Here is a 23988-nt window from a genome sequence, read left to right on the forward strand (position 1 = left end):
CGATGACCGTCGGGCGATTCCAATCGAAAAAAGGTTCTTCCCGTCTTGTCGGCGGGAAGAACCTTGTTATTTTAGCCAAGCGTCATATACATCGCGATTGTGCTTCTCTTCGGATCATCTGGCAGCGTAATATCGCCTTGCTCCAGCGCATGCCGCCAGCCCATCGTGCGCATGTTGTATAGAAACTGACCGGATACAAATTTCAGCTGTTCGTTTAACCGAGCCGGTACATCACGTCCGATAACAACGTATATCGATTTGTAGAAGCGGTCCATGATCTCTTGCAGCTGCGTGTACACAGGCAAGCTCGTAAGATGGCTGATCTGCGCGAATTGTTTCTGTTTTAATAAGACGAAGTTCAGGATAATATCGTCATCCTGCAGCTTTATAAAGGATCGATTCGCCAGACTGTGTACAACTTCTTGCTCTACTGTGCCGAGTGCATGCAACTTACGATTTCCTTGAATGACAGAAGCGAGAATGTTGACCTCATGCGACGACATCTCACCTGCCCGATCCCAGATGTCTTGCGTGCCACCGATTTTATAGAAAGCCATCCTAACTTGCCCATTCACTGTGTTATTATTCCCCGATGACATACTGTATGCGGGATGGAAGTCTTCATAGCCGACAATATCCCAATGTCCTTCGTGCGGACGCTTCGTATATCCGCCGCTAATCCCATTAACGCGCTGCACATCATGTGCCACGAAGTCGACCGCCATCGGAATGAGTGTCCAGAGCAGGAAGCTGCGATCCCATGGATGCTCCAACAACTGCTGCAATTCCGGTATCGCCTTATCCAGCAGTTCAATCAACCTCGGCGCAAAATCGGCTGCCGCCTCTTCGGTTATCTGAAAAATCTCACGCTGCATATCTTTATCAACGATAATAAAGTCCGTCTCGAAGCGTTGGCTCGCCACTTCCTTCAGCAGCGTGCTGTCTACCAGCAGCTTGACCTCTTCTTCCATGTACGGCATCGAGATGCCTAACTCGAGACAAAGCTCCTCCAAGCTTAAAGGATTCCGATACGCCGCGAACAAGATGTTCTTCGGAATAAGTCGTTGAATGAGTTTCCACGGCGAGCCGTCATCCCCGTCCCTTCCGCTTTTGCTAAACCAGATATTCTCCGCTTTGAAACTGCGCACGCCAACTTCTCTTGCCATTTCGATCCCCTCCCGCATGTTGGTCCGGCATTCGTGAAGCTTGCGCTTGACCGTTCCTTCGGGAAGACCAAGCCTTCTCGCGATCGTACCGATTCGTTCGCCGTCGAAGTAATAGGCGACGATAATTTCGCGATAGCCGGATGCGAGCAGCGACAGTTCGCGGCGCAGCAGCGCTAGATTTTCCCGCAGCAGCAGTTGCTCTTCCGCCGTCGCGCCCTCGTCAGCCACGGCTGCCAGCGGCCCGTCTCCGAAGATTGTCGTGCTGCGGCGTTTCTTCTCCTTGGCCCAACGCGCATAGCGGTTCCTTGCGATTGTCCAGATCCAACGGCCGAGATCGGCCGGACGGCTTCCGTTCGCAAGACTGAGCAGCGCCTGCGAGGCAATGTCCTGTGCCAGATCCTCTGCTTCCGTTCTACTGCCCGTTTTCTTCAATGAAAAGTAATACAGCTTCTCAAGATAATCCCGCTGAATCTCCGCAGCCATCGTGTCCGGCATATACAAGCTTCACCTGCCTCTTATCTCAATAGTGTCGAATAATGCGAGATGGTTCGGTCTGCTCGAAAACTTTTTTGCTATAATCAACTAGACTCCTTATTCCATTATGGAAGGAACGCGGGTGCAGCATATGAAGCCTATTCATCATCCATTGGTTTGTATCGGCAATGGCCACAAGCCCCCTAATCTGCATAAATGGGGACCGGGGGTACGTGATCTTTATGCTTTTCACTATATCGTCAGCGGCAAGGGCGTGCTAGAGACGCGAGGCTCGAGCTTTCATCTGAAAGCTGGCGACAGCTTCGTGATCTATCCGGACACCGAGGTGTACTACTACCCCGATCTGAGCGATCCTTGGGCGTATGTATGGTTAGAGATCAAAGGCGACGAAGTTCCCGATCTGCTGTCTAAGACGCAGTTTACACGGGATCGGCCCGTTGCCTCAGCGGCTCCATGTGATTTGACCGCCTTATACCCTGCGGCTCCGAATGCAGACGCCAAGCCGTTTGAACGCATACGAGCCGAGTCACAGCTTCGTCTCTTGTTGTCGCACTATTTGGAGTATTATCCGAATGAAACAACAATTCCTGCTGCCGACTATGCCATAATGGCCAAACAATTTATTGAGCATCATTACTGGAAAGCGAACCTGACTGTCACCGATATTGTGAATGCAGTACGGCTAGAACGCAGCTACCTCTTCCGCTTATTCAAGGACGCCACAGGCATGTCGCTCTTACGTTATTTGACGGACTATCGAATCCAACGTGCCTGCGAGCTGCTTCGAACGTCGGACTTGTCCATCAAATCGATCGCTTATTCGGTCGGGTACAAGGATCAGCTCTATTTCTCTCGTGTATTTAAAAAAGCAACGTCCTATACCCCATCGGAGTATATGACGCTGCATCATGGTTAGTGATTCATTCGTTATTTGACCAGCTTAGCTCGTACAATTACGCAGTCATGTGCCGGCACATGAGGCGCGAAGCGCTCTTGGAACACGCCGAGCTCCTTGTGCTCCCAGCAGTCGTACAACGACAGCGACATCCCTGCGGCATTAGGAATGCCAACGTCCCAGAATAACAGCGGCACCTCACGTTGATGATCGCTTAGATTGAAGAAGCCGAAAGCCAGATCGCCGTCGCTGAGCACCTTCACGAGCATAAAGACGTCATTTCCGTGGAACCAATTCGGCTCCGGCTTGATCCGATAAGCGCCGCGGCCTTCGGCATCCTGATTGATGGCGATGATGTCGCGGTTCAGCAAAATGTCCTTCGTTGCTTGGTTACCGGAACGAACATCGCAGCCGATCATTAATGGCGATCCCATCATTGCCCATAACGAGAAATGCGTCTTATACTGCGTATCGGTACAGCCTCCATTGCCTTTGCCGATAAATCCGTCGTTGCTGCCGCCATACATGCCGACAACGAGCATGTCCATATCGTTGTGGCAGAACGAGCCCGTATAGCAGCCCTTGTCCAACTGCGACTGAGCTAGACTCTTGATGGAATCCCACTTATCTTGAATATCCCCCGTCGAGCGATACATATGCGCCCCTGACTCGCGAATCCACTGATATACATTGTCTTCTCCCCAGTTGCAGGCGGAGAACAGAATATCTCTTCCGCTGTTCTTGAGCGCCAGGCTCATCCGCTTATACAGCAGTTCACCCGACATCTGCCGCGGCTTGAAGCAGTAATCGAATTTGAGGAAATCGACGCCCCATTCCGCCAATTTCTTCGCATCTTGGAATTCATGCTCGAAGCTGCCCGGATAACCCGCGCAAGTATTCGTTCCTACGCACGAATACATGCCGAACTTGAGGCCCTTCGAGTGAATATAATCCGCAAGCGCTTTCATGCCGCTCGGGAATTTAACAGGGTCTACTACCCAATTGCCCTCCATGTCCCGCTGCTTCAAGCTCCAGCAATCATCGATGACGATGTATTCGTAACCCGCATCCTTATAGCCTTCTGATACGAATAGATCTGCGACGTCTCGAATCAGTTGTTCATTAATATCCCACGTGAACGTGTTCCATGAATTCCATCCCATCGGCGGGGTCAGACCAAGCGGTTTCGAATATTCCATGATTAGCGCCTCCTGTGTTCCCGTGCTGGCGGGAATCAACTATTGTCCATTCCATTGTCGAATTGCTAATGGAATTAAATCATAAGCGCCTCTGCCTAGCCTATATCCTGACGTTGCTTCTATATGGACAATTGTTGCTTAGGAGGATTGCGAAAGATTTTTCCGATTAAATCGATAAATTAATTGTATACGTAACATGCCTCGTTCAACTAGCACATGCCCTCATATCGTCGTATCATAAAAGATAGTTGGTTTGCAGCGGAATGCTGTACATATGTGGAGGATAATTCACACGTGGAAGGAGATGTTGAACAATGACGGGCGATCATGGCTAACATCCGATATGGCAAGTCGCACCGCAAGCCCCCCACATGGTAAGGACTTTGGCTTTTTCTGCATGTATTAGGGTTTTATATACGGTTCGGTGATCTTACTTTCAAATAGCTTTTAACTATCATATAATAGTTAGTATCATAATCTAATTTATCACGGAAACAGGCAATGATCGATTGACTAAAGGTGTGTGACAATATTCACACCCTGAATAATAGTACGTAAGGACGGTAAATCATGAGTAGCAGACAAACTACAGACGTTATCTTAATTGGTGCCGGAATCATGAGTGCAACACTTGGGGCGCTGCTGAAAGAACTGATGCCATCGTGGAAAATTTCCGTGTTTGAGAAGCTCGGAAGCGCTGGCGAAGAAAGCTCCAACGAGTGGAACAATGCAGGTACTGGCCACTCTGCCCTGTGTGAGCTGAACTACACGAATGAGAAGCCGGATGGCTCCATTGATATTAATAAAGCGATTAAGGTTAATGAAGAGTTCCAGGTGTCCAGACAGTTCTGGTCCTACCTCGTGAACAACAACCTGATCCGCAATCCACGGGACTTTATCGTATCCGTACCTCATATGAGCTTCGTGCAAGGCGACAAGGACGTTAATTTCCTTCGCAAACGGTTCGCTGCGCTGTCTGCTAACCCGCTGTTCGAAGGTATGGAATTCTCCGACAGCCCAGAGAAGCTGAAAGAATGGATTCCGCTTATGATGCAGAACCGCGTTGTCGACAAGCCGATCGCGGCAACGAGAAGCGAAGCCGGAACGGACGTTAACTTCGGCGCGCTGACGCGCATCTTGTTCAAGCAGCTGCAGAAACAGAATGTAAACCTGGAATACAAACGCAGCGTTGAGGACATCAAACGTAAGAGCGACGGCTTGTGGGAACTGAAGGTTCGCAACCTCGATACGGGCAGCGTAGAGCGTCACGCAGCGCCATTCGTCTTCATCGGCGGCGGCGGCGGCAGTCTCCACCTGCTCCAGAAAACCGGAATTAAAGAAGGCAAAGGCGTTGGCGGTTTCCCTGTAAGCGGCCTGTTCATGGTGTGCCGCAATCCAGAAGTCGTAGCGAAGCACCGTGCCAAAGTATACGGCCAAGCACCGGTAGGCGCGCCTCCGATGTCCGTGCCTCACTTGGATACGCGTATGATCGACGGCAAGGAATCGCTGCTGTTCGGACCGTTCGCAGGCTTCTCGCCGAAGTTCCTGAAGACGGGCTCCATGCTTGACCTGATCACGTCGGTTAAACCGCACAACCTGTTAACGATGCTCGCAGCTGGCGTGAAGAGCGCTTCGCTGACGATGTACCTGATCAAACAGGTGATGTTGTCCAAAGAACAACGCATGAACGATCTGCGTCAGTTCGTTCCAGATGCGAATGGTGCAGACTGGGATCTGCTCGTTGCGGGTCAACGCGTACAGATCATTAAGGATACGCCTACAGGCGGCAAAGGTACGCTGCAATTCGGCACCGAAGTCATCAGTGCAGCTGACGGCTCGGTTGCCGCACTGCTCGGCGCATCCCCAGGTGCCTCGACAGCTGTTTCCGTTATGCTCGAAGTGATCAACAAGTGCTTCCCGCAGCATATCAAGGCTTGGGAGCCGAAGATCAAAGAAATGATTCCTTCGTATGGCGTGAAGCTGATGGAGAACCCTGCGCTGGTCCGCGAGATTCAAGCGACGACAGGTCGTGCACTTGGTTTGAAATCCGAGCTGCAAGCTGCAGCTAAATAAATATCCACACACACGAAGCGGCCTTCATCCCGATTGCGGGGCAAAGGCCGCTTCTTCTATTTTGTTATCCTACTGCGATAGAGGTGTCCAATGTTAAACAAACAGACAGCTGCCCATTACATATGGGCGAATGCAAGACTGCTCGAACGGAGAGTGTTCGACCATGCCTTCTTCGGTGGTTCGGCCCATGATGTTGTACAGGCATTGCGAGCTTATCAGAATGACGATGGCGGCTTCGGGAATGCGCTGGAGCCGGATCTGCGAGCGCCTGACAGCCAACCGCTCTTCGCGGAGTTTGGTCTTCGTACGCTGTACGAATCGCGTATTCAGGATGCTGCGCTCGCCAGCGATGTCTGCCGCTACATCGCACAGCATGCGGATCTGAAGCAAGGGATCGCGACGATTACCGAATCGTCACGCCATTATCCTCGCGCTGAGCATTGGAACCACCCGCAATCGGAACAGCCATCGTTCAGCCGTCTAACCGGCCTTGTTGGATTGCTGAAATGGCAAGGCATTCAGAACGCTTGGCTGGACAATGCAGTGGACGTCTGCCTGCGGCATATCGCTTCCGAGAAATATGAAGATTCGCACACGATTCTAACGGCATTCTGTCTACTCGAGAGCTTACCGCAGACAGAGGCGATTAAGAAACTGTACGGCAAGCTGTCGGACGAGCTGATGGCCGCACAATGGTTCCGATTGGATGCTGCCACCGAGGGTTATGGTCTCACCCCGCTGGACTTCGCCCCTGTCGCGAATTCGTACTGCCGCCCGCTTTTCTCGGATGCTGTGATCGAAGAGCATCTGAAAGCGCTCGCGTCCGAACAGGATGAGGACGGCGGCTGGCCGATTCAATGGCAGCCTCCGAGTGAGCTTGCGAGGTTGGAATGGCGAGCTTATCGGACGGTTAAGAGCCTCATTACGCTGCAATCCTATCGCTGGGAATAATTTTTTCACGGCCATGTTTGGTTTCGCCTCCGGCTGTCGTTTATTAAGTGATTGGCTCCCTGTATGACAACTACACTTTATAAGGAGACAAAGCGCAATGAGTGATGCACAGATTGAAATCGTTCGATTAGGCGAGAGGAAATATATCGGCATTGCGGTAACCTCCCCCTTGAAGAAGGTTAAAGGAATTGGCGAAGCACACCAACTCTTCATGGAAAGAAAAGATGAAATTCAAAGTAAAGCAGACGACAGCACTTATGTATGTGTTCATTTTGCAAACGAAGTATTGTTCACCTATGTCTATTGCATGGAAGTAACCGAACTACAACCTATTCCAGAGGGTATGATTGGTTTTGAAGTGCCAAGTAACCAATATGTAAAAGTACAGTCCAATGGTGAAGAACCATATGGACTTATCGAAACATTTCTAAGGGACAAAGGAATGCAAAGTTCAAATTCCGTTTCATTTGAAGTATTTCAGTTTGGCAAAGAGGAAAGTAAGTATCAAGCTGAAATCCTAGTTCCAGTTGGTGGACGTGAATGAATGCGTAGATATGCATCGAACGCCTGAAGAGGTTGAACGGTTGAAAGGTCATCTGTTCGGTTTGGTCTGTTGATTGGGCGGCTGTTGCTGCGGTCATGGGAGAGTGAAACGATGATGCGAGTGGAGATTGTGGAGACAGAGCGTATCTCAACCTATATAGGGGTAAGGGCATGCGCGTATTTCTCGGATCTAGGTGCTGCGGTTGGCCGTGCATTCGACGAACTAATCAGCAGGAGCGATGAAATTAAGAATATCCGGAACACTAACGTTACATATGGGATAACTCCACCCAATTATAAGGGCAATAACGGTGTCGTCGATTTCTACAGCTGTTATGAGGTCGACCCGATTGAAAGCCTGCCGCATGGGATGGTACATCTCCATCTACTTCCCCGTGTGTATGCCATGACTCATTATAAAGGGCCTGCCAGCCAGACGGGCAACGCTTATGATTTCACGACCCAGTGGCTGAAGGATAACGGTTATGAATACGACGATGTCGCTTATTATTTGGAGCGCTACGACGAGAAGACGGTGGTCGGTTCCGATGATGATCGGAGCGAGATGCAGATTTGGACGCCGGTGAAGAAGCGATAACACAATGTTCAAAAAATAGGAAATGGCGGTGCAGGGGATACCACCCGACACCGCCATTTCTTATTGCACTGCGAAGCTCTGCTTCGCGTTCTGGTCCCTCTATACGAACATTCTCGTATCGTTGTTGCGGCCGAACCGATAGATAGCGATCAGTGAGAAGGCTGCCGCGAAGGCGGCCATAATCGCCAGATTCAGGTACAGGCTGCCGAGCTTATTCCCTTGCTGCAGCTTGTTGACCGTATCGAGCAGCCAGTGCTGCGGCAGGAAATTGGAGATTCTCCGCACCGTATCGGGCATAATATCCATTGGGAAGAAGCAGCCGGCCAGCAGGCATGTCGGCGTAATGATCAGATTCTGCATGGCCCCGGCGATAGCGCCGCTCTGGGCAAAGGCGACGATCATCAGCGACAGACCTACCGACGACAGGCCGAACAACAGCAGTACCGGAACAAACTCGATATAGGAAACGCCGGAATCGATATGGAACACATTTCTCATGAAAAACAGCGTCACGACGATTTGCAGCAGCATGATGATAACGTTCACGGCGACATTGGCCAGCACGTAAGTTCGCGCCGAGATCGGCGAGGAGAAGATGCGCAGAAACGTGCGATTCTCCTTCTCCCTTAGAATCAGCCCCGACATGTTAACTGCCGAGAACATCATGAATGTGATGAGATAGCCGAAGGTCTGGTACGTGACGCTTTTGGTGCTGGACGTATCCTTGACCGTATCCGCCGTCAGCTTGAAGCTTGGCTGGCGGTAGCCTTCATAAATGCGGTCGAATGCTTCTTGATCGCCGCTTGTTTCCTTGCCGATGGCGGTGATGTTGCCGATGTAGCTCTGCAGCATCGATTTTACCGCTGCGGTCACCTGCGCGCCTTTGATCGATACGATCGTCATCTTGCCGGGGTTGCCACTGCGAACGCTGTCCGCAAATCCCTTATCGATTATGATGCCGATGTCCAGCTTGCCGTCTTCGATTGCCTGATTGAGCGACGTTTTGTCAGTCGCATTCACCCTGACCTGCTTCAGTTCGCCGACGAATTGAATCGTATCGGCAGTTATGGCCTGATTGCCGTCTTCGTTGACGATGCCGACCCTCAGATCGGTGCCGCTGGCATTCCCGTATAGCAGCATCGACAGCAATGCGCCGGCGATCGGAAGACCGAAATAGAGGAACCAGCTTCTCTTGTTGCGGAATTTGCTAATGAGCGTCTTTCGAATGAGCCATATAATATCTTTCATAGATTAGAGCGCCTCCCGTCTGCGCATTAGAATGGCTGTAATTGCGAGAAAAGCTGCTGCTACCGCCGTGTTCAGACCGATTGCCGGCATCGCCGCCAGCCAGTCATGACCGTAAATGATTTGCGTCAAGGCCTGGTTCGCCCAACGCATCGGCGAAATGTCCCTCGCGATCTTCATGAAGTTCGTGGCGTCGTCGACCGGAAAGTAAGCTCCGCCGAGGAAGGAGGCGATTTGCGTGAAGATGAGAACGACCAACCGCCCGCCGTCTTCCATGAACAGGTAGCTGCAGCCCAACCCAATGCTGACGGCGAGCAGCACTTCAGTCAACAGCACAAGTAGGACGGCGGCATAATGATCGCCCCAATCGGCTTTGAACACGAACTTGCTGAACAGGAAGACAGCAGCGACGCAGAGGAAGTTAATGGCCGTGCAGCCGATCACCTTACCCGCGAAAATCGTCCCCTTGGAGACGGGCGCGGCCGACAGCCGGATGGCCGTATTGCGAAGTCTCTCGCCGCGGATCAGGAAGCTTCCCGACATGCAGGAGTAAAAGGCGACCATGGTCGTCATCGCCATCGCGTAATAATCGATGGATCCGGGTTTCTTCTCCGAACCGAGTGCCGTTTCCGCCACAAAGTCGCCGCCGGCATAGGTGTCGGTTAGAATGGCTTCAGCCTTTTCAGGCGAATCGATCATGGCCGCCGCCGCCAAATTGTAGCGGTCCGCGAAGGTGGCCAGCATACCTTGCAGCACATTGCTCTCCAGCGTATGCATGACGCCGCCGAAGAAGGCGATGCCGTTGTTGCTGATTTCGGCGTAAGCCGTATAATGGTCGGCGCTCACTTCAGCTTTGCCATCGGTATCGACGGGCGCCGGCGTCAGCGTGACACCTTCCTTGGCGATCGCCGCGGTGAATTGGTCCCAGCTGGCCTCAAGCTGCGGATTATCCGCCGTGTCGCGGTAGAGCAGATTCATGTCGCCGAGCGAAAGACCGCTTGTAAAGGCATTCGTCAGCGCCATTCCAAGGATAAGCATCAATACAATCGGGAATGCGAGCATTAAAACGAAAGTTCTCATATCTCGCAAATTGACTTTGATTTCCCTCCATGCGATATGCCAGATTTGCATCGGTTACCCCTCCTAATCCCGCAAGTTCCGTCCGGTCAGCGTCAGGAACACGGTCTCCAGACTCGGTTCCTGCTCTTCAACCGAGCGAATTTCCACTCGGTCGCGAATCAGCTTCTGAATAATGTCGTTCAAATTGTTCACTTCGGTTTTGGAATTAATTTTCAGTATCTGCTCATCCATCCGAACCGCCGTTACGCCCTGCACGTTTCGCAGCGAGTCGACCTTGAGCGACTCGGCGCTTTTGACACCGATCCAGATGTCCTTCGTGTCCGTAATCGTTGATTTGAGCTGTTCCTTCGTACCGTCAGCGATAATTTTGCCATGATCGACAATCGCGATGCGGGTACAGATTTCTTCGACTTCCTCCATATAGTGGCTGGTATAGATGATCGTGCAGCCCATATCGTTCAGCTTGCGAACCGAGTTCAAAATATAATTGCGGGACTGCGGGTCGATGCCTACGGTCGGTTCATCCATTATGATCAACTTCGGCCGATGGGCGATGGCGCAGGCGATGTTGAGGCGACGCTTCATGCCGCCGGAGAAATTTCTCGGAAAGCTCCTGTGTTTGTCGCCCAGACCGACGAATTGCAGCGCTTCTTCGGTTCTTTCATGCAGCAGACTGCCTCTTAGGCCGTATAGTCCGGCGAAGAAACTGACGTTCTCGTAAGCAGTCATATCCTCGTAGATGGCCAGATCCTGAGGCACAATGCCAATGTTCATCTTGGCGAATTTGTTGTGCTTAGCGATGTTTCGGCCGAGCAGCTCGATTTCGCCCCGGGTGGCCCGCAGCAGCGAGGCGATCATATTGATCGTCGTGCTCTTGCCGGCTCCGTTGGCACCTAGGAAGCCGAAAATCTCCCCTTCCGCGACGGACAGATTAATGTTGTCAACAGCGATAAAATCGCCAAACTTTTTAGTTAGATTGCGGATTTCCAATACGTTCATTAGGCTCACTCCCTCTTCGTTCTCGGTTATGGTCCCATTATAAGAAAAAGGGATGAACCTATGTCAGTACATAAGTTCATCCTTCACCATGAGAATATTCACTTTCTGTCGGGTGAACATTCTCACCCTCAGCTCCAAGCGGCATCAGGGTCGTGACCGAGAACCCTTGCGTGCCATCGACGATGACCGTACCGTTAAGCGCCGCAGTCCGCTCCTCCATACCGATAATGCCGAGTCCCTTGACGATCTTCTCTGCGCCTTTGCCGTTGTCCGACACAACCGCCTTGATGAACCGGTTAAGCACCTGAACATGAATGCGGATGGCCGTGGCTTCGCTGTATTTGAACGAATTCGTGGCCGCTTCAGTCGCGTTCTGCTGGATGACCTTCCACTGTATCGACGTGATCCGGTCCATATCCCCTTCATGGGTCAAGGTCGCGGTCATGCCTTGCCGGGAAGCCAACTCGTCCACGAACAGACGCAGCCGGTTGATGCCAAGCTCCTCGGAGCGGGGCTTCATATCTTTGAGTGTAAGCCGAATGCGCTCCAGTCCTTCTTTGGAAATGGAGATCGCATTGCCGAGCAACTCCGCCGCCTTCTCCTTGTTAGCGTCCAGCAGGCGGCGGGAAGCTTCCATCTGAATAAGCGCGCCGGCCATCGAATGGCCGATCTCGTCGTGAATTTGCTGGGAGAGCCGATTTCGCTCCTCAAGCTTAATCGTGTAGGCGGATTGGCGCATAAATTCGTCGTTCTCGCTGATCGTCCGCTGCAGTCGCTGTTGGTTGAGCCGCAAGCTCTCACGCTCGTCGTCCAATCGCTGCAGCGAAGCGGTATGGGAACGGTTCGCCGCATAAAACAAGTAGCTTAAAGAAACGGCCAGCGCATACGAGGGGATGACGGACCAAGGGGCGAGAAACAGCGGTACGAGCATCAGCAGAAACGCGATTCCTCTGTGCAGCCGGCCGTAGTCAGTCCATTCGTAAAGGTTGACGGGCAGCAGCAGTATGAACAGCGGATTGAGCCACAGCGCGCAGTAGATGATAAAGGCTGCCGAAAGGGTGGCCAGCAGGCGACGCAGCAAGTTGTCGCGAAAAATCGGAATCGCAATGTTCAGGCACAGGTAGATCAGATAGGCGAGCAGCAGCCGATTGTCGGTTGCTTCAGCGCTGAAATAGGAGGCGAGTATGACGTAGAGCAGCAGTCCGGCTTTATTCCCGATCGTCCAAAGTTCCATAGAGATGCTAACTCCTAATCGCTTGTCGGCTTCGCCTCGCCCGTCAGCACGTAGATGGCGATTTGCGTGCGGTGTTCAAGACCGGTTTTGTTCAGGATAGACGTAATATAATTGGCGGTCGTACCTTCGGAGATGAACAGCTTCTTCGAAATTTCCTTGTTCGAAAGTCCCTGGGCGATCTGTTCCATGACGTCGAGCTCGCGTTCTGTGAACAAGCTGCGGTCAAACTTGGAACCGCCTGTTTCTTGTACGACCGGAACAGGCCCGGCCGGCGGGGCAGAGGAAGACGGCTGAAGCGCGGTCGACAAATTCAATTTGATCTTGTCCAGCACAACATCCTGCAGCACATGGTGGTCGTTGTAGACGCTTTTGATGGCGTCACGAATCTGTTCGGGATCATTGTTCTTGAGTAGGTAGCCGCGCGCGCCTGATTTGACGGCTTCCAAAATAAATTCGTCATCGTCGAAGGTGGTCAGGATAAGCGGCTTGACCTTCGTCCGCTCCACGATCAACCGTGTCGCCTCGACGCCGTTCATATTCGGCATGCGGACATCCAGCAGCGCAACGTCGACTTGGCCCGCGTTGCTGCAGCAATAATCCAGCGCCTCCGCTCCGTCGCCGACGGTGGCGACAACTTCGAATTCTTCGAAGCTGGACAAAATAATTTTCATTCCTTCCCGGATGAATGAATTATCGTCGGCGATAAGCACCTTGATTTTCATGGGATCGCATCCCTCCTGTCTGTCGAGAGCCAATATCACAGCAGAATTAGAGCGTCTGTCCGCTATCCACCGTAATAATCTGACCGGTCAATGCTTCTTGTTCGAGCGTCGAGCAGATCATGGAGGCAATATCCTCTGGCGTGGAGATGCTCTGCAGCAGCAGCCTTGGGGCCAACCTGTTCATCTGCTCTTCCCGTCCTGCCCACCACCGAGTTGCTACCGCTCCCGGTGCGATGCAGTTGACCCGGATGTTAGGCGCGAGCGCTCTAGCGAGCGACTTCGTCAAGCCGTGAACGGCTGACTTGGACACGGCATAAGGGAGCGATGAACCTAACCCGGTCGTACCGGCGATGCTGCCAACGTTGACGATGGCGCCGCCGTTATTTTTCATATAAGAAGATACGGCCCTAGCACTGTAGAACATCCCTTTCACGTTCACGTCGATCAGTTCGTCCCAGATGTCATCGGTGACAGCCTCCAGATCATTCATCGGGATATGGCGAGTGATGCTGGCATTGTTCACAAGCAAGTCGATCGTTCCTAATTGTTCAGCAACTGCATGTACCATGCCGCGCACTTCCTGATCCTTGGAAACGTCTGCTTGGATCGCTATCGCTTGGCCGCCCTCCGCAATGATCTGCTGCACCGTCTCCTCTGCATCCGTCTGCGAGCGAGAATAGTTGACCGCCACAATCGCTCCGCGTTTTGCCAGCGCCAAGCTCGTCGCCTTGCCGATACCCGTGCCTCCGCCTGTCACAATAGCTACCTTGTTCTTCAATTCCATGTTCATCCACTCCTTTATGTACATAAGTGCGTCTATTGTAAGATTCTAGTAACCTTTTGTCTAGACTCGCTCGTAGGAATTACTGGATTCATTCTAAGCCAACTGGAATTTCAACATTGCATTGGCTTATTCCGGACTGTATACTTTATTATATTATCGCATTAAAGTGTTAGCATAATGAAGTGACTGCTGAAAGGAAGTCGATCGATCATGCAATCACAGCTTCGCATCGCAGTACCCAAAGGTAATAACGACGTCTCGCACCTGTTCAAGCAAGCCGGATATCCACTGCCCGAAGGTCTGGATAACTCGCGTAAGTATATCATTCCTATCCCCTGCACGAACCTGACCTTTATCCTTGCGAAGGCAATCGACATCCCGACCATCGTAGCCTATGGTGCAGCTGATGTAGGCATTGTGGGCAAAGAAATGCTTCTTGAGAATCCGCGGGATGTCTATGAGCTGCTGGACCTTGCGATTACGGAAGGGACAATAGCGGTCATAGGTAAGCCGGGGCATGCGAAGGTGAACCCACAAGTGGCCACCCCCTATTCTAGCATCACTGCAGCTTATTATAAGAATAAGGGGCAACAGGCCGAGATCATCCCGTTGAACGGGTCCCTCGAGCTTGCGATCTCATCAGGTTTCGTGGATTGCATCGTGGACCTTGATGATTCAATTTATGTTTGGGAAGATGCTGGGCTTACTCTGCTGGACACCATTCACCGCGTATCCAGCCGCCTGATCGCCAATTGTGCAAGCTATATGCTGCGAGGCGATGAGATTAAGCTGCTATGTGATCGGTTAAGTTCCACCATTTCCTCTATGGCTGCATTAGAAGAACGTACGATTGCGCACATTTTGCTCGAAGAACGCCCAAGCCTCGGGGAAAAGGAGCTCTGAGATCTCATCCACATGGAACCAGCGCACTTCATCGATCTCATCATCCTGCGGAGCTAGATCCGTACCGTCACCTGTATATTCAACCAGAAACATCGTTGTCTCCTGCCGTTCTAGACCCAGCTTCTCGCGCACGATTGCATCGAAAACAAAGCATATCTTCTGTTCGAATCGGCGGCGTATGACAAATTGGCTTGAGCCGGTTTCTTCCTTCAGTTCTCGGAACAGCGCCTGCTCCACATCTATGTCACCTTGTTCCATGCCGCCCTTGGGGAAATCCCATTTGCCTGATATTTTCCCCTGCGCGCCTTTCACCTTATGAACTAACAGAACGTTATCCACATTCAGAATAATGCCGCCGACTGCTCTACGAATCATACCGCACCCTCCACAACGATCGGATTAGAAAGAAAATTGCTAGGAAATCAGTAATGGTAACAGTTCTATTATAGAGGCGGTACATTGCCAAATAAACGGGTTCTTGGATAGCACAAGCGCGCCTGCTTCAGCAGACGCGCTTATCACCTTCAACACTTATCCTCAATTCGCTTCTGTTTCCGAATCAATCGCCCAGCCGTTTATGAATTCCCGTGTGGAAAAATTCGCTATGTCCACAGTTCGGACAGACATATACGTTAAAGGACAAATGCTCCTCAACATCGAAGAATGCACCAAGCAGGCCACGGTTATTGTCCCGCGATTCGAATCGGTACTCCTTCAGAAACTGCATGTCTCCGCTGCAGCGCAAGCAATCCAAGCCTTCCACAACGCCAGCCCCTCTCGTACTGATTTACCATTAATGACGAATCAGCCCGAAATAGGTTGCAGTTGGAACTAGGTATTTTTATTCAGATTCCATCCACATGTGATTGTGTGGATATTGTGGATAAGCTGTGCGTTATGTGTGTAACTTGAAGCGCTTACTTGCTTGCCCTAACGTGGATAAGCCTCTGACTACCTGCATGCAACTAAAATTATACGTTCTACGCCTCTGCCCGATCGCAATGCAGAATCATCGCATCACGCATGAACGCTGCGAGTCCCTCCTGATATTTATCGATATTCGCCGTAAACCGTGGATCATTCACATACATTTCGCCCAAGCCGCGATACATCTCGGTCGAGCAGTTATAAAAGTTGTCGGTAATATGCTGCCGATGAGCGGCAATGGTACGCTGCACTTCCTCGTCTGCTGGCCCAAACGGCATCCGCTCCACTAACACTCGATAAACCTCATCGTTGAATTCCTTGATGCGGCGCCAATCTTCTTCCGTATACTTGGCCGTGCGGCGCGCCGATTCCTTATAAGCGTCCGTACTGCCCCAACGTTCTTCTGCTTCCTTGCCGTATTTCTCTTGATGCTCCTCGATTTCCTTCATATCGAACGGCTCGAACATATCCTTCTTGCTCATCGAATATCCTCCTTCAATCGATTGGATCGTCCGATCCACCGACTGGATAATTTGTTCGAGGCGATGCTTCTTCTTGAGCAGCAGTTCCTTGTGGATACGCAGCATTCGCTGGCGGTCATACGCGGGATCGTCCAGGATAAGACGGACCTCTTGCAGCGGCAGTTCCATCTCCCGGAAGAAAAGCACCTGCTGCAGCCGCTCCAGATCCTGCTCACTATACAGCCTGTAGCCGTTATCCCCAATCTCCGAAGGATTCAGCAGTCCGATCTCGTCGTAATGATGCAGCGTGCGCACACTGACCCCCGCCAACTTAGCTACTTCTTTTACTTTATAATACATGTCGCATCACCTCTTACTTGTATCGTAAAGGATCACGTAACGTGAGAGTCAACGCCTTTTTTAGGACCAGGTTATACAGAATTTATCCCCAGCACAAAATGTGAATAATGTGGATAAACCTATGGATAACCGCATTGTTATGCGCATTCCCGTTCCTTATTTATCCACATGTGCGTTAAGACCTACACAGCACAACGAGGCTTGCCTATGGCAAAGCCCCGTTACTTATAGCCTATTCAGCTTAAAATTTCATGCAGATGTAGCTTAGCGTTCCCATTTCATAACTGCGGTGGATGACTTCAGGTTTGTTCTCCGGATCACCGCTGCCATAGGCAATGTACAAGGGGACAAAATGCTCCGGACGCGGCACGGCCTTCCGTGCATTCGGCGCAAGCTCCTCGTAGCGGAACAAGGATTCAAGATCGCGCTCGGTCATGCGATCCACCAGCCAGTCGTCAAAATCGATCGCCCACTGCTCGGGATCTCCGCCGCCCCAGCGCATCTGTTGGAAGTTATGCACCGTCGCGCCGCTGCCGATCACAAGAATATCTTCTGCGCCGAGACCTCGCAGCGCCTCGCCTACATGGAATTGATATTCATTCGTCTGGAAGGGCTGAACGGAAATTTGTACAACCGGAATGTCAGCGTCCGGGTACAAGCGCGATAGGACAACCCATGTTCCATGGTCAAGTCCGCGTTTCGTATCATATTGAACAGGAATGCCTCGCTCACCCAAACGGTTGCCGACTTCTTCTGCTAATTCGACTGAACCTGGCGCAGGATATCGCATATCGAACAGCGGCTGTGGAAAACCGCCAAAGTCATGGATAGTGGAGTAACGTCCTTCAACTGCAGAGATCGTCAGCACCTCTGTCTCCCAGTGCGCGGTGAACAGTACAATCGCTTTCGGACGTCCGATTGTCGAACCATATTGGGATAGGAATACACCGCACTCGTTATCTTCAATCGCCATCATCGGCGATCCGTGACCAATGAACAAAGCTGGCATCATAAGAGAAGCCCCCTTAACGTTTGTTGTGGTTATATATAATAAGTAACTTAATTACTTTATGTAAGTAAGTGTACCGAATAAGCAGGCGTAAGTCAATCGTTTGTTACATGGTTTAGCCCAACTACTAACTATATTTTTTTTAGTGCACTTGCGATATAATAATTTCATTGAGGTGATTAGATGAACGAGACGGCGATATGTCCACGTTTCGAGAAAGCAGTCGGTATACTGAGCAAACGCTGGGTTTCGCTCATCGTATTCCAGCTGCTCCACGGACCGAGCAGATTTTGCGCCTTGGAAGCGTCCCTCCCGAACATTAGCGGCAGACTGTTGTCAGAGCGGCTGAAAGAGCTGGAGCAGGAAGGAATCGTACGAAGAGAAGTATACCCTGAAATGCCCGTTCGTATTGAATACTCATTGACGGACAAAGGACGCGCGCTGGCGCCTATTCTGGCTGAGATTGGCACTTGGTCATCCAACTGGCTGTAATGCAAGCAGCCTAATAACCCCCAACCAACTACAAAAGCCCTGTACAGAAGACTTTATCGTCTTCCGTGCAGGGCTCTTTTCGTTAACCGGTTATCTTATTATACTGCTGCAAGCGCTGCAGCTTTCTCGAGGCCGCCACCGATGATCGATGCTGCTTGATCAGGGAGCTGGTTGTGGCCTTCAACGATAACGGATTCGATGTCCGTAATCCCGAAGAAGCGCAGTTGGTTCGCAACGAGGTTGTAAGACATTTCTGCTGCAGCCGCTGGACCTTCGGAATAAATGCCGCCGCGTGCGTTAAGCAGAACGACTTTTTTGCCGCCCAACAGACCAACAGGACCTTCTGGCGTATATTTGAACGATTTGCCTGCTTGGCTCAGGTAGTCAATGTACGTGTGCAACGGTGCTGGCACCGTCATGTTCCAGAGCGGGAATGCCAATACGACGAGGTCAGCTGCGATGAACTGATCCAGGTAACGGCCAGCGATAGCTGCAGCTTGCGCTTCCTCAGCCGTTGCTTCGATGCCGCGTGCTGTTTTGAAAAGACCCGTAATCATCGTGTTGTTGAGGTATGGAAGCTCCTCTTTGTACAGATCCAGTTCCGTGATTTGATGGTCTGGATGTGCTTTCTTGTAGCTATCTACATAGGCATTGTACAGCTGTACGCTAACCGCTTGGTCAGCTGGACGGTCATTTGCTTTAACGAAAAGTACGTTTGTCATGATGGTTCCTCCTCCAAATTGTGTTGCTCTATTTTTGTAAGTTGCTTTGTTTTATTGCTATGTGCTCATTGTACAGAGGATTGCACTCGCATGCGTCGGTGAATGGTCGCAAGACCATCTACTGCTTTAGACGTTGAAAATAAAGAAAGCATCTACGACTAAAGTCGTAGATGCTTCTCGTTGCGCAGTACGTTACATTCTAATGTGCAGCGGTCCGAACCGCTCCCCATCTAGCATAAGCACGAGTTCGTCGCCATCCTTCACTGGACCGACGCCAGCGGGCGTACCGGTGTAGATAACATCGCCTTCGGCAAGTCCGAAATGCTCGCCGATGTACGCCACCAGCTTCTCCAGCGGGAAAATCATGTCCCGCGGGCTTCCCTCTTGCGCCGTCTGTCCATTGTGCAGCAGACTGAACTGCAGTGCCTCGAACGCCTCGAGGCCGGGAAATGCACGAAATGGCGACAGCACGGCTGCGTTCTTGAACCCTTTGGCCAGCAGCCACGGATGGCGCTTTTCTTTCAGTACATTTTGCACATCGCGTGCCGTCCAGTCGATTCCGATCGCCAGCCCATCCACCAACTGCTCAACTGGAACACCAGGCTCATACGTGCGGCCAATATGGACAACAAGCTCCGTCTCATAATGGATAGAGCCAACTCCAGATGGAAGTTTAAGCTCCCCTTCGACAGGGTGCAAGGCATGCGTCGGCTTCGAGAAAATCATCGGCTCCTCCGGCACATCGTTGCCGAGCTCCTTCGCATGCAGCGCATAGTTGCGGCCGACACAGTATACATTACGGATAGATCCGAATTCGCTTCCCATCGTTATCGACTCCTTCAGATATAGATTGATGGAGCTTGCAAGCTCCGTATTTTATGACAAGGCGTATTAGCGTCCATTGAACTGCAGCTTAATATCGATCAGCTCCGAGCGGCTGGCGAGCCGAATCGGCGGTCCCCAAGTGCCGAAGCCAGATGATACGATGACGTGCATGAGTCCTTTGCGCATATAACCCCAATCAAGTTCGAACAATCGGCGGGTAATGAAGTGGTTCGGGAACATTTGGCCGCGATGCGTGTGGCCGCATACGAGCAGATCGACGCCCGCTTCCGCAGACTGTGCGAAACCGTACGGTTGATGGTCCATCGCCAGCAGCGGGAGTGACGGGTCAAGCTTCGATACGAGCTCCTTCATCGACAGTCTGCCCTCTCTTGCTTCCGCCGTCTTATCCTTACGGCCTGCCACATGGAACAATCCGTCCACCGTTACCGTCTCATCGCGCAGCACCTTAATGCCGATCTCTTGCATGACCTGTACATATTGTTCAATATGCCCGCCATAATATTCATGATTGCCGAGCACCGCATAGATGCCGTGCTTTGCCCTCAACTGCTTCAGCGTATCCGCCATCTGATTGCGCAGGAACGGCTCGATCACATCGTCCAGCACATCGCCGGCTAGCAGGATGACATCCGGGTTCATCGCGTTCATCTGTTTCACGAGCTTACGCAGATGACGATTGCCGACCGTATTGCCAAGGTGAAGATCCGAGGCTGCCGCTACACGAAGCGTACGGTGGTTGCCGCTTGGCGCAGCTTTGTCCACGGACAGCTGGTGCGTACGAACGATTGGTGTCCACGCATTATATGAACCGCGCAGCATCAGGATAAGCAGGATGCCTACTACAACAATCGATAACACTTGAATGGTATTATCTCTCGACATTCCCGATTGAACCATGATCCAGCCAGCAAGATCAGCGAACGGAAGCAATAGAACAGTAAATTCGAAGATTGCTAGATAGACTGCGCCTATGACTTTCCATAGTCGACCTATTGCACCAAGCGACTTGGCGAGTCTGCCCCACAAATAACCGAGTGCGATCACAGCATACAGCACCCAATAAAGGGCGGGCGGTATGTCCGCTCCAGCATGTTCCAGCGCCAATTCTCCATGCCAGCCGACATAGACGTTAAGGAACACGAACAAACCTAGCATAATAACGAGACGAATGATCAATGCAATCTCTCCTATTAATTATCCAGATTTTCAAATCTATCTAATAGAAATGTACCACAGTCTACTTGAGGATCAAAATCGGGATTTAAAAACCCCCGCTCCTGCGTTTGTGCAGGAATGGAGGTTCGACTGATGCGCTATTGCGCAGTTCGTTTGGAGTTCGACTGCACGGATGACGCGGCGGCGCGCTCGGTGAAGCTGCGAAGAGCGACGGTGGTGCCTGCAGCTACGAGCAGTGTGCCTGTCATCACGAACAGCCACTCGATGCCGACGAATTTGCCAAGGCCGCCGCCGATGAGCGGACCAAGCAAAGAGCCTGTCTGGTTGGCGCTCGTTGTCAGCCCGAAGGAACGGCCGCGGAACGTCAGGTCGGTGCTTCGGACGACGAGCGTATTCACTACCGGCACGATGCCTGCAAGGAATAGCCCGAACACGAATTGTACAACGGTGAATAACCACAACGTATGAACAAAATATTGCAAGCTGATCACGCAGCCCGATGCGATCAAGCAGAAGATCAGCACTCGCATATACCCGCGCTGCTCGCCTATCTTACCCCATTGCGGCGATGCCAGAATTCCCGCGATACCGATCAGCGATAGAACGAAGCCTGCTGTCGCTGCCACATCCTTCACGCCGCCTTGCAGGTCTGCGATATGGAGCGTAAGAAGCGGCTGCACCATGTTGTACGACAGTTGGAACAACAGAAGCAGAAGAAGCAAGTTCAACAGCTGGCGGTTGTGCAGCACCGACCAATAATCGCTGCGAGCCGTTGTTTTGGGCTGAGTCGGCGATATTGCCACTTTCGGAGGCGCTTTGCCTTCGTGGACGAAGAAAACGACAGCGAGCGTGGCGAGCAGAATAAAGCTGCCTGCGACGACGAACGACAGCCGCTGGCCAAATGCGTGCGACAGCAATCCGCCGATGAGCGGACCCATAATGCCGCCGCTCATCGAAGCAGCCTGCATCATGCCGAGGCTCCAGCCCATACGCTCCTCTGGTGCGATAGATGCGACAATCGCCATCGAGGCAGGAACAAATCCGCCGACGAGGCCATGCAGCAGACGGATACCGACTAGCTCCCACGGATTGTGGACAAGTGAAATCATTGCGTAGACGACCGCAAGGCTGAGGCCGGCCCGGATGATCATTTTGCGCTTACCATACTTATCTGCCAATGCCCCCCATAGAGGAGCCATGACCGCCCCGACTAGAAAAGCAGACGATTGAACGACGCCAGCCCACCAGTACAACGAGCTATCCGAGACACCGAGCTCTGGAAGGAACAGCGGAAGCAGCGGAATAACCATCGTATAGCTGGAGCTGCAGAGCAGAACGCCTGCCCACAGAATCCACATTTGACGCTGCCAGGATGCCATTTCCCTCACTTCCCATCATTAATTTGGATACCGAACCAATGCTTTACCGTAACTATACGCCTCACACTCCCATCGTTCAAAAGCCATCCGCCAAAGCATACCGCCGCATTCCGCCGAGGATGCAGCTTTACACGTCCTTAATGAACCAATATCGCCCGATACGGGGTAAGATGGCCTGAGAAGCGCATTCCCGTCCGAATTGTTAATAAAGTCATATAAAAACAAAAAAACCAGCGCCCTCATGCGAGGGAGTCTGGTCTGGAAACAGGCTGGCGGCGGGTGAATCGAATATAAAAAAATGTGCTATTCGAGCATGATCGCCGATTCCGCTCTTGTTGACACGGCCGGTGCAATTCCGATAGATCAGATATGGCTTCGCCTTCTATCGTGGAATTAAAGATAGTGATGTTATCAGGATCCCATACGATGTGTTTCTGTAAGAAGGACAGGGGCTTACTCCATACTTTCATGACCCATCGACGGCGCTCGCACCTTTAGGCGTTTGCCGCATACGATGATAGCGCCAATCAATTGGGAAAGGGTGTTCCCCTAATGCCATGCTCTTGCAGCCAACCGAAAGTTCAAACGGTCTACTATGATCCTCGCTCGTTTCAAATGCCTTGGCCGATGCCGGGCCAAGGCGGCATGATGATGCCTACGCCGATGCAGGGCCAAGGCAGCATGATGATGCCTACGCCGATGCCAGGCCAAGGCGGCGGCATGATGCCTATGCCGATGCCGGGCCAAGGCGGCTCCATGATGCCTACGCCGATGCCGGGCCAAGGCGGCTCCATGATGCCTACGCCGATGCCGGGTCAAGGCGGCGGCACGATGCCTTGGCCGATGCCGGGCCAAGGCGGCTCCATGATGCCTACGCCTATGCCGGGCCAAGGCGGCTCCATGATGCCTATGCCTATGCCGGGCCAAGGCGGCTCCATGATGCCTACGCCGATGCCGGGCCAAGGCGGCTCCATGATGCCTGCGCCGATGCCGGGCCAAGGCGGCATGGATCCTTTGCCGTTCCCTGCTCCAGGTACAGGCGGCGTGTCGCCGTTTGCCGTGCCAGGCCAAGGCGCCGTGCCCGCACAACTGTCGCAAGCGAATCTCCCTAATGTGCTCGCCCAATATCCAAGACCAGTAGGTCAGCCGCCAGCCGACATGCTGTTCCTGTTCAACACGCTGCGCCGCAATCCGCAAATGCTGCAGTCATTTATCACACAGCGTCCGCAAACCTTGCAACAAGGGGTGCAATTCGCGCAAACGGGAGCAATGGGCCCGCGCGACGCTGAGGATGATGTACGTCTTCTCCCAGGCTTTTGCTTCAACCGCTGGTCGCTGATCTTTACGCGCAACAACGTCCTTCTGATGTTCCCAGTCGCGAACCTATTCGGCTTCGTCATTGGCTGGTGCCATCCATTGACGCCTTGCCTCGTGCCAAACTTCCAAATCCTCTTCGCATTCTGCTAAACGAAATAAATTAAGGGACCGTTCTTAGTCGAACAGTCCCTTTACTGCTTTACCCGCTATTCGGATGACGATGCCCGCCATCTCGCCCAGAAACTCAGTCCAGAACTCCCACTCCAGCCAATTGCGCTTTCTGCGTTCCATCCTGATTTTATTGTCTGTCTGCTCAGGCAACGACATTGAAACAGCCCCTCTCGTCTACACTACTTCACTATACACTTTCATGTAAAATAATGTAAACCACGGAGTTGCGCAAGATGGAGCG

General features: G+C 52.0%; 25 protein-coding genes. 8 read left to right on the plus strand and 17 right to left on the minus strand.

Annotated features, from left to right (window positions below; translation table 11 throughout):
• Positions 1-71: 71 nt before the first annotated feature.
• Positions 72-1661: an RNA polymerase sigma factor gene (locus H8B09_RS27395; RefSeq protein ID WP_191206787.1), complete on the minus strand. Its 1590-nt coding sequence runs from the start codon at positions 1659-1661 to the stop codon at positions 72-74.
• 130 nt (positions 1662-1791) lie between these two features.
• Here H8B09_RS27395 and H8B09_RS27400 point away from each other — a divergent pair, with 130 nt between their 5' ends.
• Positions 1792-2577, plus strand: coding sequence for a helix-turn-helix transcriptional regulator (locus tag H8B09_RS27400; RefSeq protein ID WP_191206848.1), 786 nt, complete (start codon positions 1792-1794; stop codon positions 2575-2577).
• An 11-nt stretch (positions 2578-2588) separates the two neighbouring features.
• Here H8B09_RS27400 and H8B09_RS27405 read toward each other — a convergent pair whose 3' ends face one another.
• A complete protein-coding gene (locus tag H8B09_RS27405; protein WP_191206788.1) occupies positions 2589-3755 on the minus strand; it encodes a glycoside hydrolase family 27 protein in 1167 nt (388 codons plus the stop codon).
• 570 nt (positions 3756-4325) lie between these two features.
• Between H8B09_RS27405 and H8B09_RS27410 the strand changes: the two genes are divergently transcribed.
• The 4 genes from H8B09_RS27410 (at position 4326) to H8B09_RS27425 (ending at position 7920) form a co-directional block, all read left to right on the plus strand.
• Positions 4326-5828: a malate:quinone oxidoreductase gene (locus tag H8B09_RS27410; RefSeq protein ID WP_191206789.1), complete on the plus strand. Its 1503-nt coding sequence runs from the start codon at positions 4326-4328 to the stop codon at positions 5826-5828.
• A 90-nt stretch (positions 5829-5918) separates the two neighbouring features.
• Complete coding sequence (locus tag H8B09_RS27415) at positions 5919-6779, plus strand: hypothetical protein (RefSeq protein ID WP_191206790.1); 861 nt, start codon at positions 5919-5921, stop codon at positions 6777-6779.
• Positions 6780-6876: 97 nt separating this feature from the next.
• On the plus strand, positions 6877-7323 hold the full coding sequence (locus H8B09_RS27420; RefSeq protein WP_191206791.1) for a GyrI-like domain-containing protein: 447 nt from the start codon (positions 6877-6879) through the stop codon (positions 7321-7323).
• Positions 7324-7434: 111 nt separating this feature from the next.
• Positions 7435-7920 (plus strand): GyrI-like domain-containing protein, encoded by a 486-nt coding sequence (locus H8B09_RS27425; protein ID WP_224754073.1) that lies wholly within the window; start codon positions 7435-7437, stop codon positions 7918-7920.
• 99 nt (positions 7921-8019) lie between these two features.
• On the opposite strand, the gene H8B09_RS27430 is transcribed toward H8B09_RS27425, so the two are convergent.
• The 6 genes from H8B09_RS27430 to H8B09_RS27455 all read right to left on the minus strand — a co-directional run bounded on the left by H8B09_RS27430 (position 8020) and on the right by H8B09_RS27455 (position 13984).
• The gene (locus H8B09_RS27430; RefSeq protein ID WP_191206792.1) at positions 8020-9168 is read right to left on the minus strand and encodes an ABC transporter permease; all 1149 of its coding nucleotides are present in this window, start codon (positions 9166-9168) and stop codon (positions 8020-8022) included.
• A gap of 3 nt (positions 9169-9171) precedes the next feature.
• Complete coding sequence (locus H8B09_RS27435) at positions 9172-10296, minus strand: ABC transporter permease (RefSeq protein ID WP_191206793.1); 1125 nt, start codon at positions 10294-10296, stop codon at positions 9172-9174.
• A 12-nt stretch (positions 10297-10308) separates the two neighbouring features.
• On the minus strand, positions 10309-11244 hold the full coding sequence (locus H8B09_RS27440; protein ID WP_191206794.1) for an ABC transporter ATP-binding protein: 936 nt from the start codon (positions 11242-11244) through the stop codon (positions 10309-10311).
• Between the two features lie 76 nt (positions 11245-11320).
• Positions 11321-12478 carry a sensor histidine kinase gene (locus tag H8B09_RS27445; RefSeq protein ID WP_191206795.1) on the minus strand — a complete coding sequence of 386 codons (1158 nt, stop codon included), beginning with the start codon at positions 12476-12478 and terminating at the stop codon, positions 11321-11323.
• Between the two features lie 14 nt (positions 12479-12492).
• Positions 12493-13200, minus strand: coding sequence for a response regulator transcription factor (locus H8B09_RS27450; protein ID WP_191206796.1), 708 nt, complete (start codon positions 13198-13200; stop codon positions 12493-12495).
• Between the two features lie 46 nt (positions 13201-13246).
• Positions 13247-13984, minus strand: a complete 738-nt coding sequence (locus H8B09_RS27455; protein ID WP_191206797.1) for an SDR family NAD(P)-dependent oxidoreductase — start codon at positions 13982-13984, stop codon at positions 13247-13249.
• A 210-nt stretch (positions 13985-14194) separates the two neighbouring features.
• On the opposite strand from H8B09_RS27455, the gene hisG reads away from it, so the two are divergent.
• Positions 14195-14887 (plus strand): ATP phosphoribosyltransferase, encoded by a 693-nt coding sequence (hisG, locus tag H8B09_RS27460; protein WP_191206798.1) that lies wholly within the window; start codon positions 14195-14197, stop codon positions 14885-14887.
• Here the strand turns inward: hisG and H8B09_RS27465 are convergent.
• From H8B09_RS27465 to H8B09_RS27480, 4 genes are all read right to left on the minus strand, one after another.
• Positions 14819-15262, minus strand: a complete 444-nt coding sequence (locus H8B09_RS27465; RefSeq protein ID WP_191206799.1) for an NUDIX hydrolase — start codon at positions 15260-15262, stop codon at positions 14819-14821. The genes hisG and H8B09_RS27465 overlap by 69 nt on opposite strands.
• A gap of 184 nt (positions 15263-15446) precedes the next feature.
• Positions 15447-15650, minus strand: coding sequence for a zinc ribbon domain-containing protein (locus H8B09_RS27470; RefSeq protein ID WP_318152792.1), 204 nt, complete (start codon positions 15648-15650; stop codon positions 15447-15449).
• A 217-nt stretch (positions 15651-15867) separates the two neighbouring features.
• Positions 15868-16635, minus strand: a complete 768-nt coding sequence (locus H8B09_RS27475; RefSeq protein WP_191206800.1) for a MerR family transcriptional regulator — start codon at positions 16633-16635, stop codon at positions 15868-15870.
• Between the two features lie 241 nt (positions 16636-16876).
• Positions 16877-17647, minus strand: a complete 771-nt coding sequence (locus H8B09_RS27480) for a dioxygenase family protein (protein ID WP_191206801.1) — start codon at positions 17645-17647, stop codon at positions 16877-16879.
• Between the two features lie 180 nt (positions 17648-17827).
• On the opposite strand from H8B09_RS27480, the gene catR reads away from it, so the two are divergent.
• Positions 17828-18136 (plus strand): catDE operon transcriptional regulator CatR, encoded by a 309-nt coding sequence (gene catR / locus H8B09_RS27485; protein ID WP_191206802.1) that lies wholly within the window; start codon positions 17828-17830, stop codon positions 18134-18136.
• A gap of 98 nt (positions 18137-18234) precedes the next feature.
• On the opposite strand, the gene H8B09_RS27490 is transcribed toward catR, so the two are convergent.
• From H8B09_RS27490 to H8B09_RS27505, 4 genes are all read right to left on the minus strand, one after another.
• Complete coding sequence (locus tag H8B09_RS27490) at positions 18235-18858, minus strand: FMN-dependent NADH-azoreductase (protein ID WP_191206803.1); 624 nt, start codon at positions 18856-18858, stop codon at positions 18235-18237.
• Positions 18859-19050: 192 nt separating this feature from the next.
• Positions 19051-19683 carry a fumarylacetoacetate hydrolase family protein gene (locus H8B09_RS27495; RefSeq protein ID WP_191206804.1) on the minus strand — a complete coding sequence of 211 codons (633 nt, stop codon included), beginning with the start codon at positions 19681-19683 and terminating at the stop codon, positions 19051-19053.
• A gap of 66 nt (positions 19684-19749) precedes the next feature.
• Entirely contained in the window at positions 19750-20880 is a 1131-nt protein-coding gene (locus H8B09_RS27500; RefSeq protein ID WP_191206805.1) for a metallophosphoesterase, read from the minus strand.
• A gap of 137 nt (positions 20881-21017) precedes the next feature.
• A complete protein-coding gene (locus H8B09_RS27505) occupies positions 21018-22259 on the minus strand; it encodes an MFS transporter (RefSeq protein WP_191206806.1) in 1242 nt (413 codons plus the stop codon).
• 552 nt (positions 22260-22811) lie between these two features.
• Here H8B09_RS27505 and H8B09_RS27510 point away from each other — a divergent pair.
• Positions 22812-23726, plus strand: coding sequence for a polyadenylate binding domain-containing protein (locus tag H8B09_RS27510; protein WP_191206854.1), 915 nt, complete (start codon positions 22812-22814; stop codon positions 23724-23726).
• A gap of 24 nt (positions 23727-23750) precedes the next feature.
• On the opposite strand, the gene H8B09_RS27515 is transcribed toward H8B09_RS27510, so the two are convergent.
• Positions 23751-23903 carry a hypothetical protein gene (locus tag H8B09_RS27515; RefSeq protein WP_191206807.1) on the minus strand — a complete coding sequence of 51 codons (153 nt, stop codon included), beginning with the start codon at positions 23901-23903 and terminating at the stop codon, positions 23751-23753.
• Positions 23904-23988 lie beyond the last annotated feature (85 nt).

Source organism: Paenibacillus terricola (assembly GCF_014779765.1).
Taxonomy (GTDB): Bacteria; Bacillota; Bacilli; order Paenibacillales; family Paenibacillaceae; genus Paenibacillus_T; species Paenibacillus_T terricola.

What these genes read in the sequence shown, in the direction of transcription:
- H8B09_RS27400 (WP_191206848.1), top strand. Translation starts at nt 1,792, where the DNA reads ATGAAGCCTATTCATCATCCATTGGTTTGTATCGGCAATGGCCACAAG.
- H8B09_RS27495 (WP_191206804.1), bottom strand. Translation starts at nt 19,683, where the DNA reads ATGGGAAGCGAATTCGGATCTATCCGTAATGTATACTGTGTCGGCCGC.
- H8B09_RS27425 (WP_224754073.1), top strand. Translation starts at nt 7,435, where the DNA reads ATGATGCGAGTGGAGATTGTGGAGACAGAGCGTATCTCAACCTATATA.
- H8B09_RS27510 (WP_191206854.1), top strand. Translation starts at nt 22,812, where the DNA reads ATGCCATGCTCTTGCAGCCAACCGAAAGTTCAAACGGTCTACTATGAT.
- H8B09_RS27505 (WP_191206806.1), bottom strand. Translation starts at nt 22,259, where the DNA reads ATGGCATCCTGGCAGCGTCAAATGTGGATTCTGTGGGCAGGCGTTCTG.
- H8B09_RS27450 (WP_191206796.1), bottom strand. Translation starts at nt 13,200, where the DNA reads ATGAAAATCAAGGTGCTTATCGCCGACGATAATTCATTCATCCGGGAA.
- H8B09_RS27445 (WP_191206795.1), bottom strand. Translation starts at nt 12,478, where the DNA reads ATGGAACTTTGGACGATCGGGAATAAAGCCGGACTGCTGCTCTACGTC.
- H8B09_RS27420 (WP_191206791.1), top strand. Translation starts at nt 6,877, where the DNA reads ATGAGTGATGCACAGATTGAAATCGTTCGATTAGGCGAGAGGAAATAT.
- H8B09_RS27480 (WP_191206801.1), bottom strand. Translation starts at nt 17,647, where the DNA reads ATGATGCCAGCTTTGTTCATTGGTCACGGATCGCCGATGATGGCGATT.
- H8B09_RS27465 (WP_191206799.1), bottom strand. Translation starts at nt 15,262, where the DNA reads ATGATTCGTAGAGCAGTCGGCGGCATTATTCTGAATGTGGATAACGTT.
- H8B09_RS27490 (WP_191206803.1), bottom strand. Translation starts at nt 18,858, where the DNA reads ATGACAAACGTACTTTTCGTTAAAGCAAATGACCGTCCAGCTGACCAA.
- H8B09_RS27430 (WP_191206792.1), bottom strand. Translation starts at nt 9,168, where the DNA reads ATGAAAGATATTATATGGCTCATTCGAAAGACGCTCATTAGCAAATTC.
- H8B09_RS27395 (WP_191206787.1), bottom strand. Translation starts at nt 1,661, where the DNA reads ATGCCGGACACGATGGCTGCGGAGATTCAGCGGGATTATCTTGAGAAG.
- H8B09_RS27475 (WP_191206800.1), bottom strand. Translation starts at nt 16,635, where the DNA reads ATGTATTATAAAGTAAAAGAAGTAGCTAAGTTGGCGGGGGTCAGTGTG.
- H8B09_RS27455 (WP_191206797.1), bottom strand. Translation starts at nt 13,984, where the DNA reads ATGGAATTGAAGAACAAGGTAGCTATTGTGACAGGCGGAGGCACGGGT.
- H8B09_RS27410 (WP_191206789.1), top strand. Translation starts at nt 4,326, where the DNA reads ATGAGTAGCAGACAAACTACAGACGTTATCTTAATTGGTGCCGGAATC.
- hisG (WP_191206798.1), top strand. Translation starts at nt 14,195, where the DNA reads ATGCAATCACAGCTTCGCATCGCAGTACCCAAAGGTAATAACGACGTC.
- H8B09_RS27515 (WP_191206807.1), bottom strand. Translation starts at nt 23,903, where the DNA reads ATGTCGTTGCCTGAGCAGACAGACAATAAAATCAGGATGGAACGCAGA.
- H8B09_RS27405 (WP_191206788.1), bottom strand. Translation starts at nt 3,755, where the DNA reads ATGGAATATTCGAAACCGCTTGGTCTGACCCCGCCGATGGGATGGAAT.
- H8B09_RS27440 (WP_191206794.1), bottom strand. Translation starts at nt 11,244, where the DNA reads ATGAACGTATTGGAAATCCGCAATCTAACTAAAAAGTTTGGCGATTTT.
- H8B09_RS27415 (WP_191206790.1), top strand. Translation starts at nt 5,919, where the DNA reads ATGTTAAACAAACAGACAGCTGCCCATTACATATGGGCGAATGCAAGA.
- H8B09_RS27435 (WP_191206793.1), bottom strand. Translation starts at nt 10,296, where the DNA reads ATGCAAATCTGGCATATCGCATGGAGGGAAATCAAAGTCAATTTGCGA.
- catR (WP_191206802.1), top strand. Translation starts at nt 17,828, where the DNA reads ATGAACGAGACGGCGATATGTCCACGTTTCGAGAAAGCAGTCGGTATA.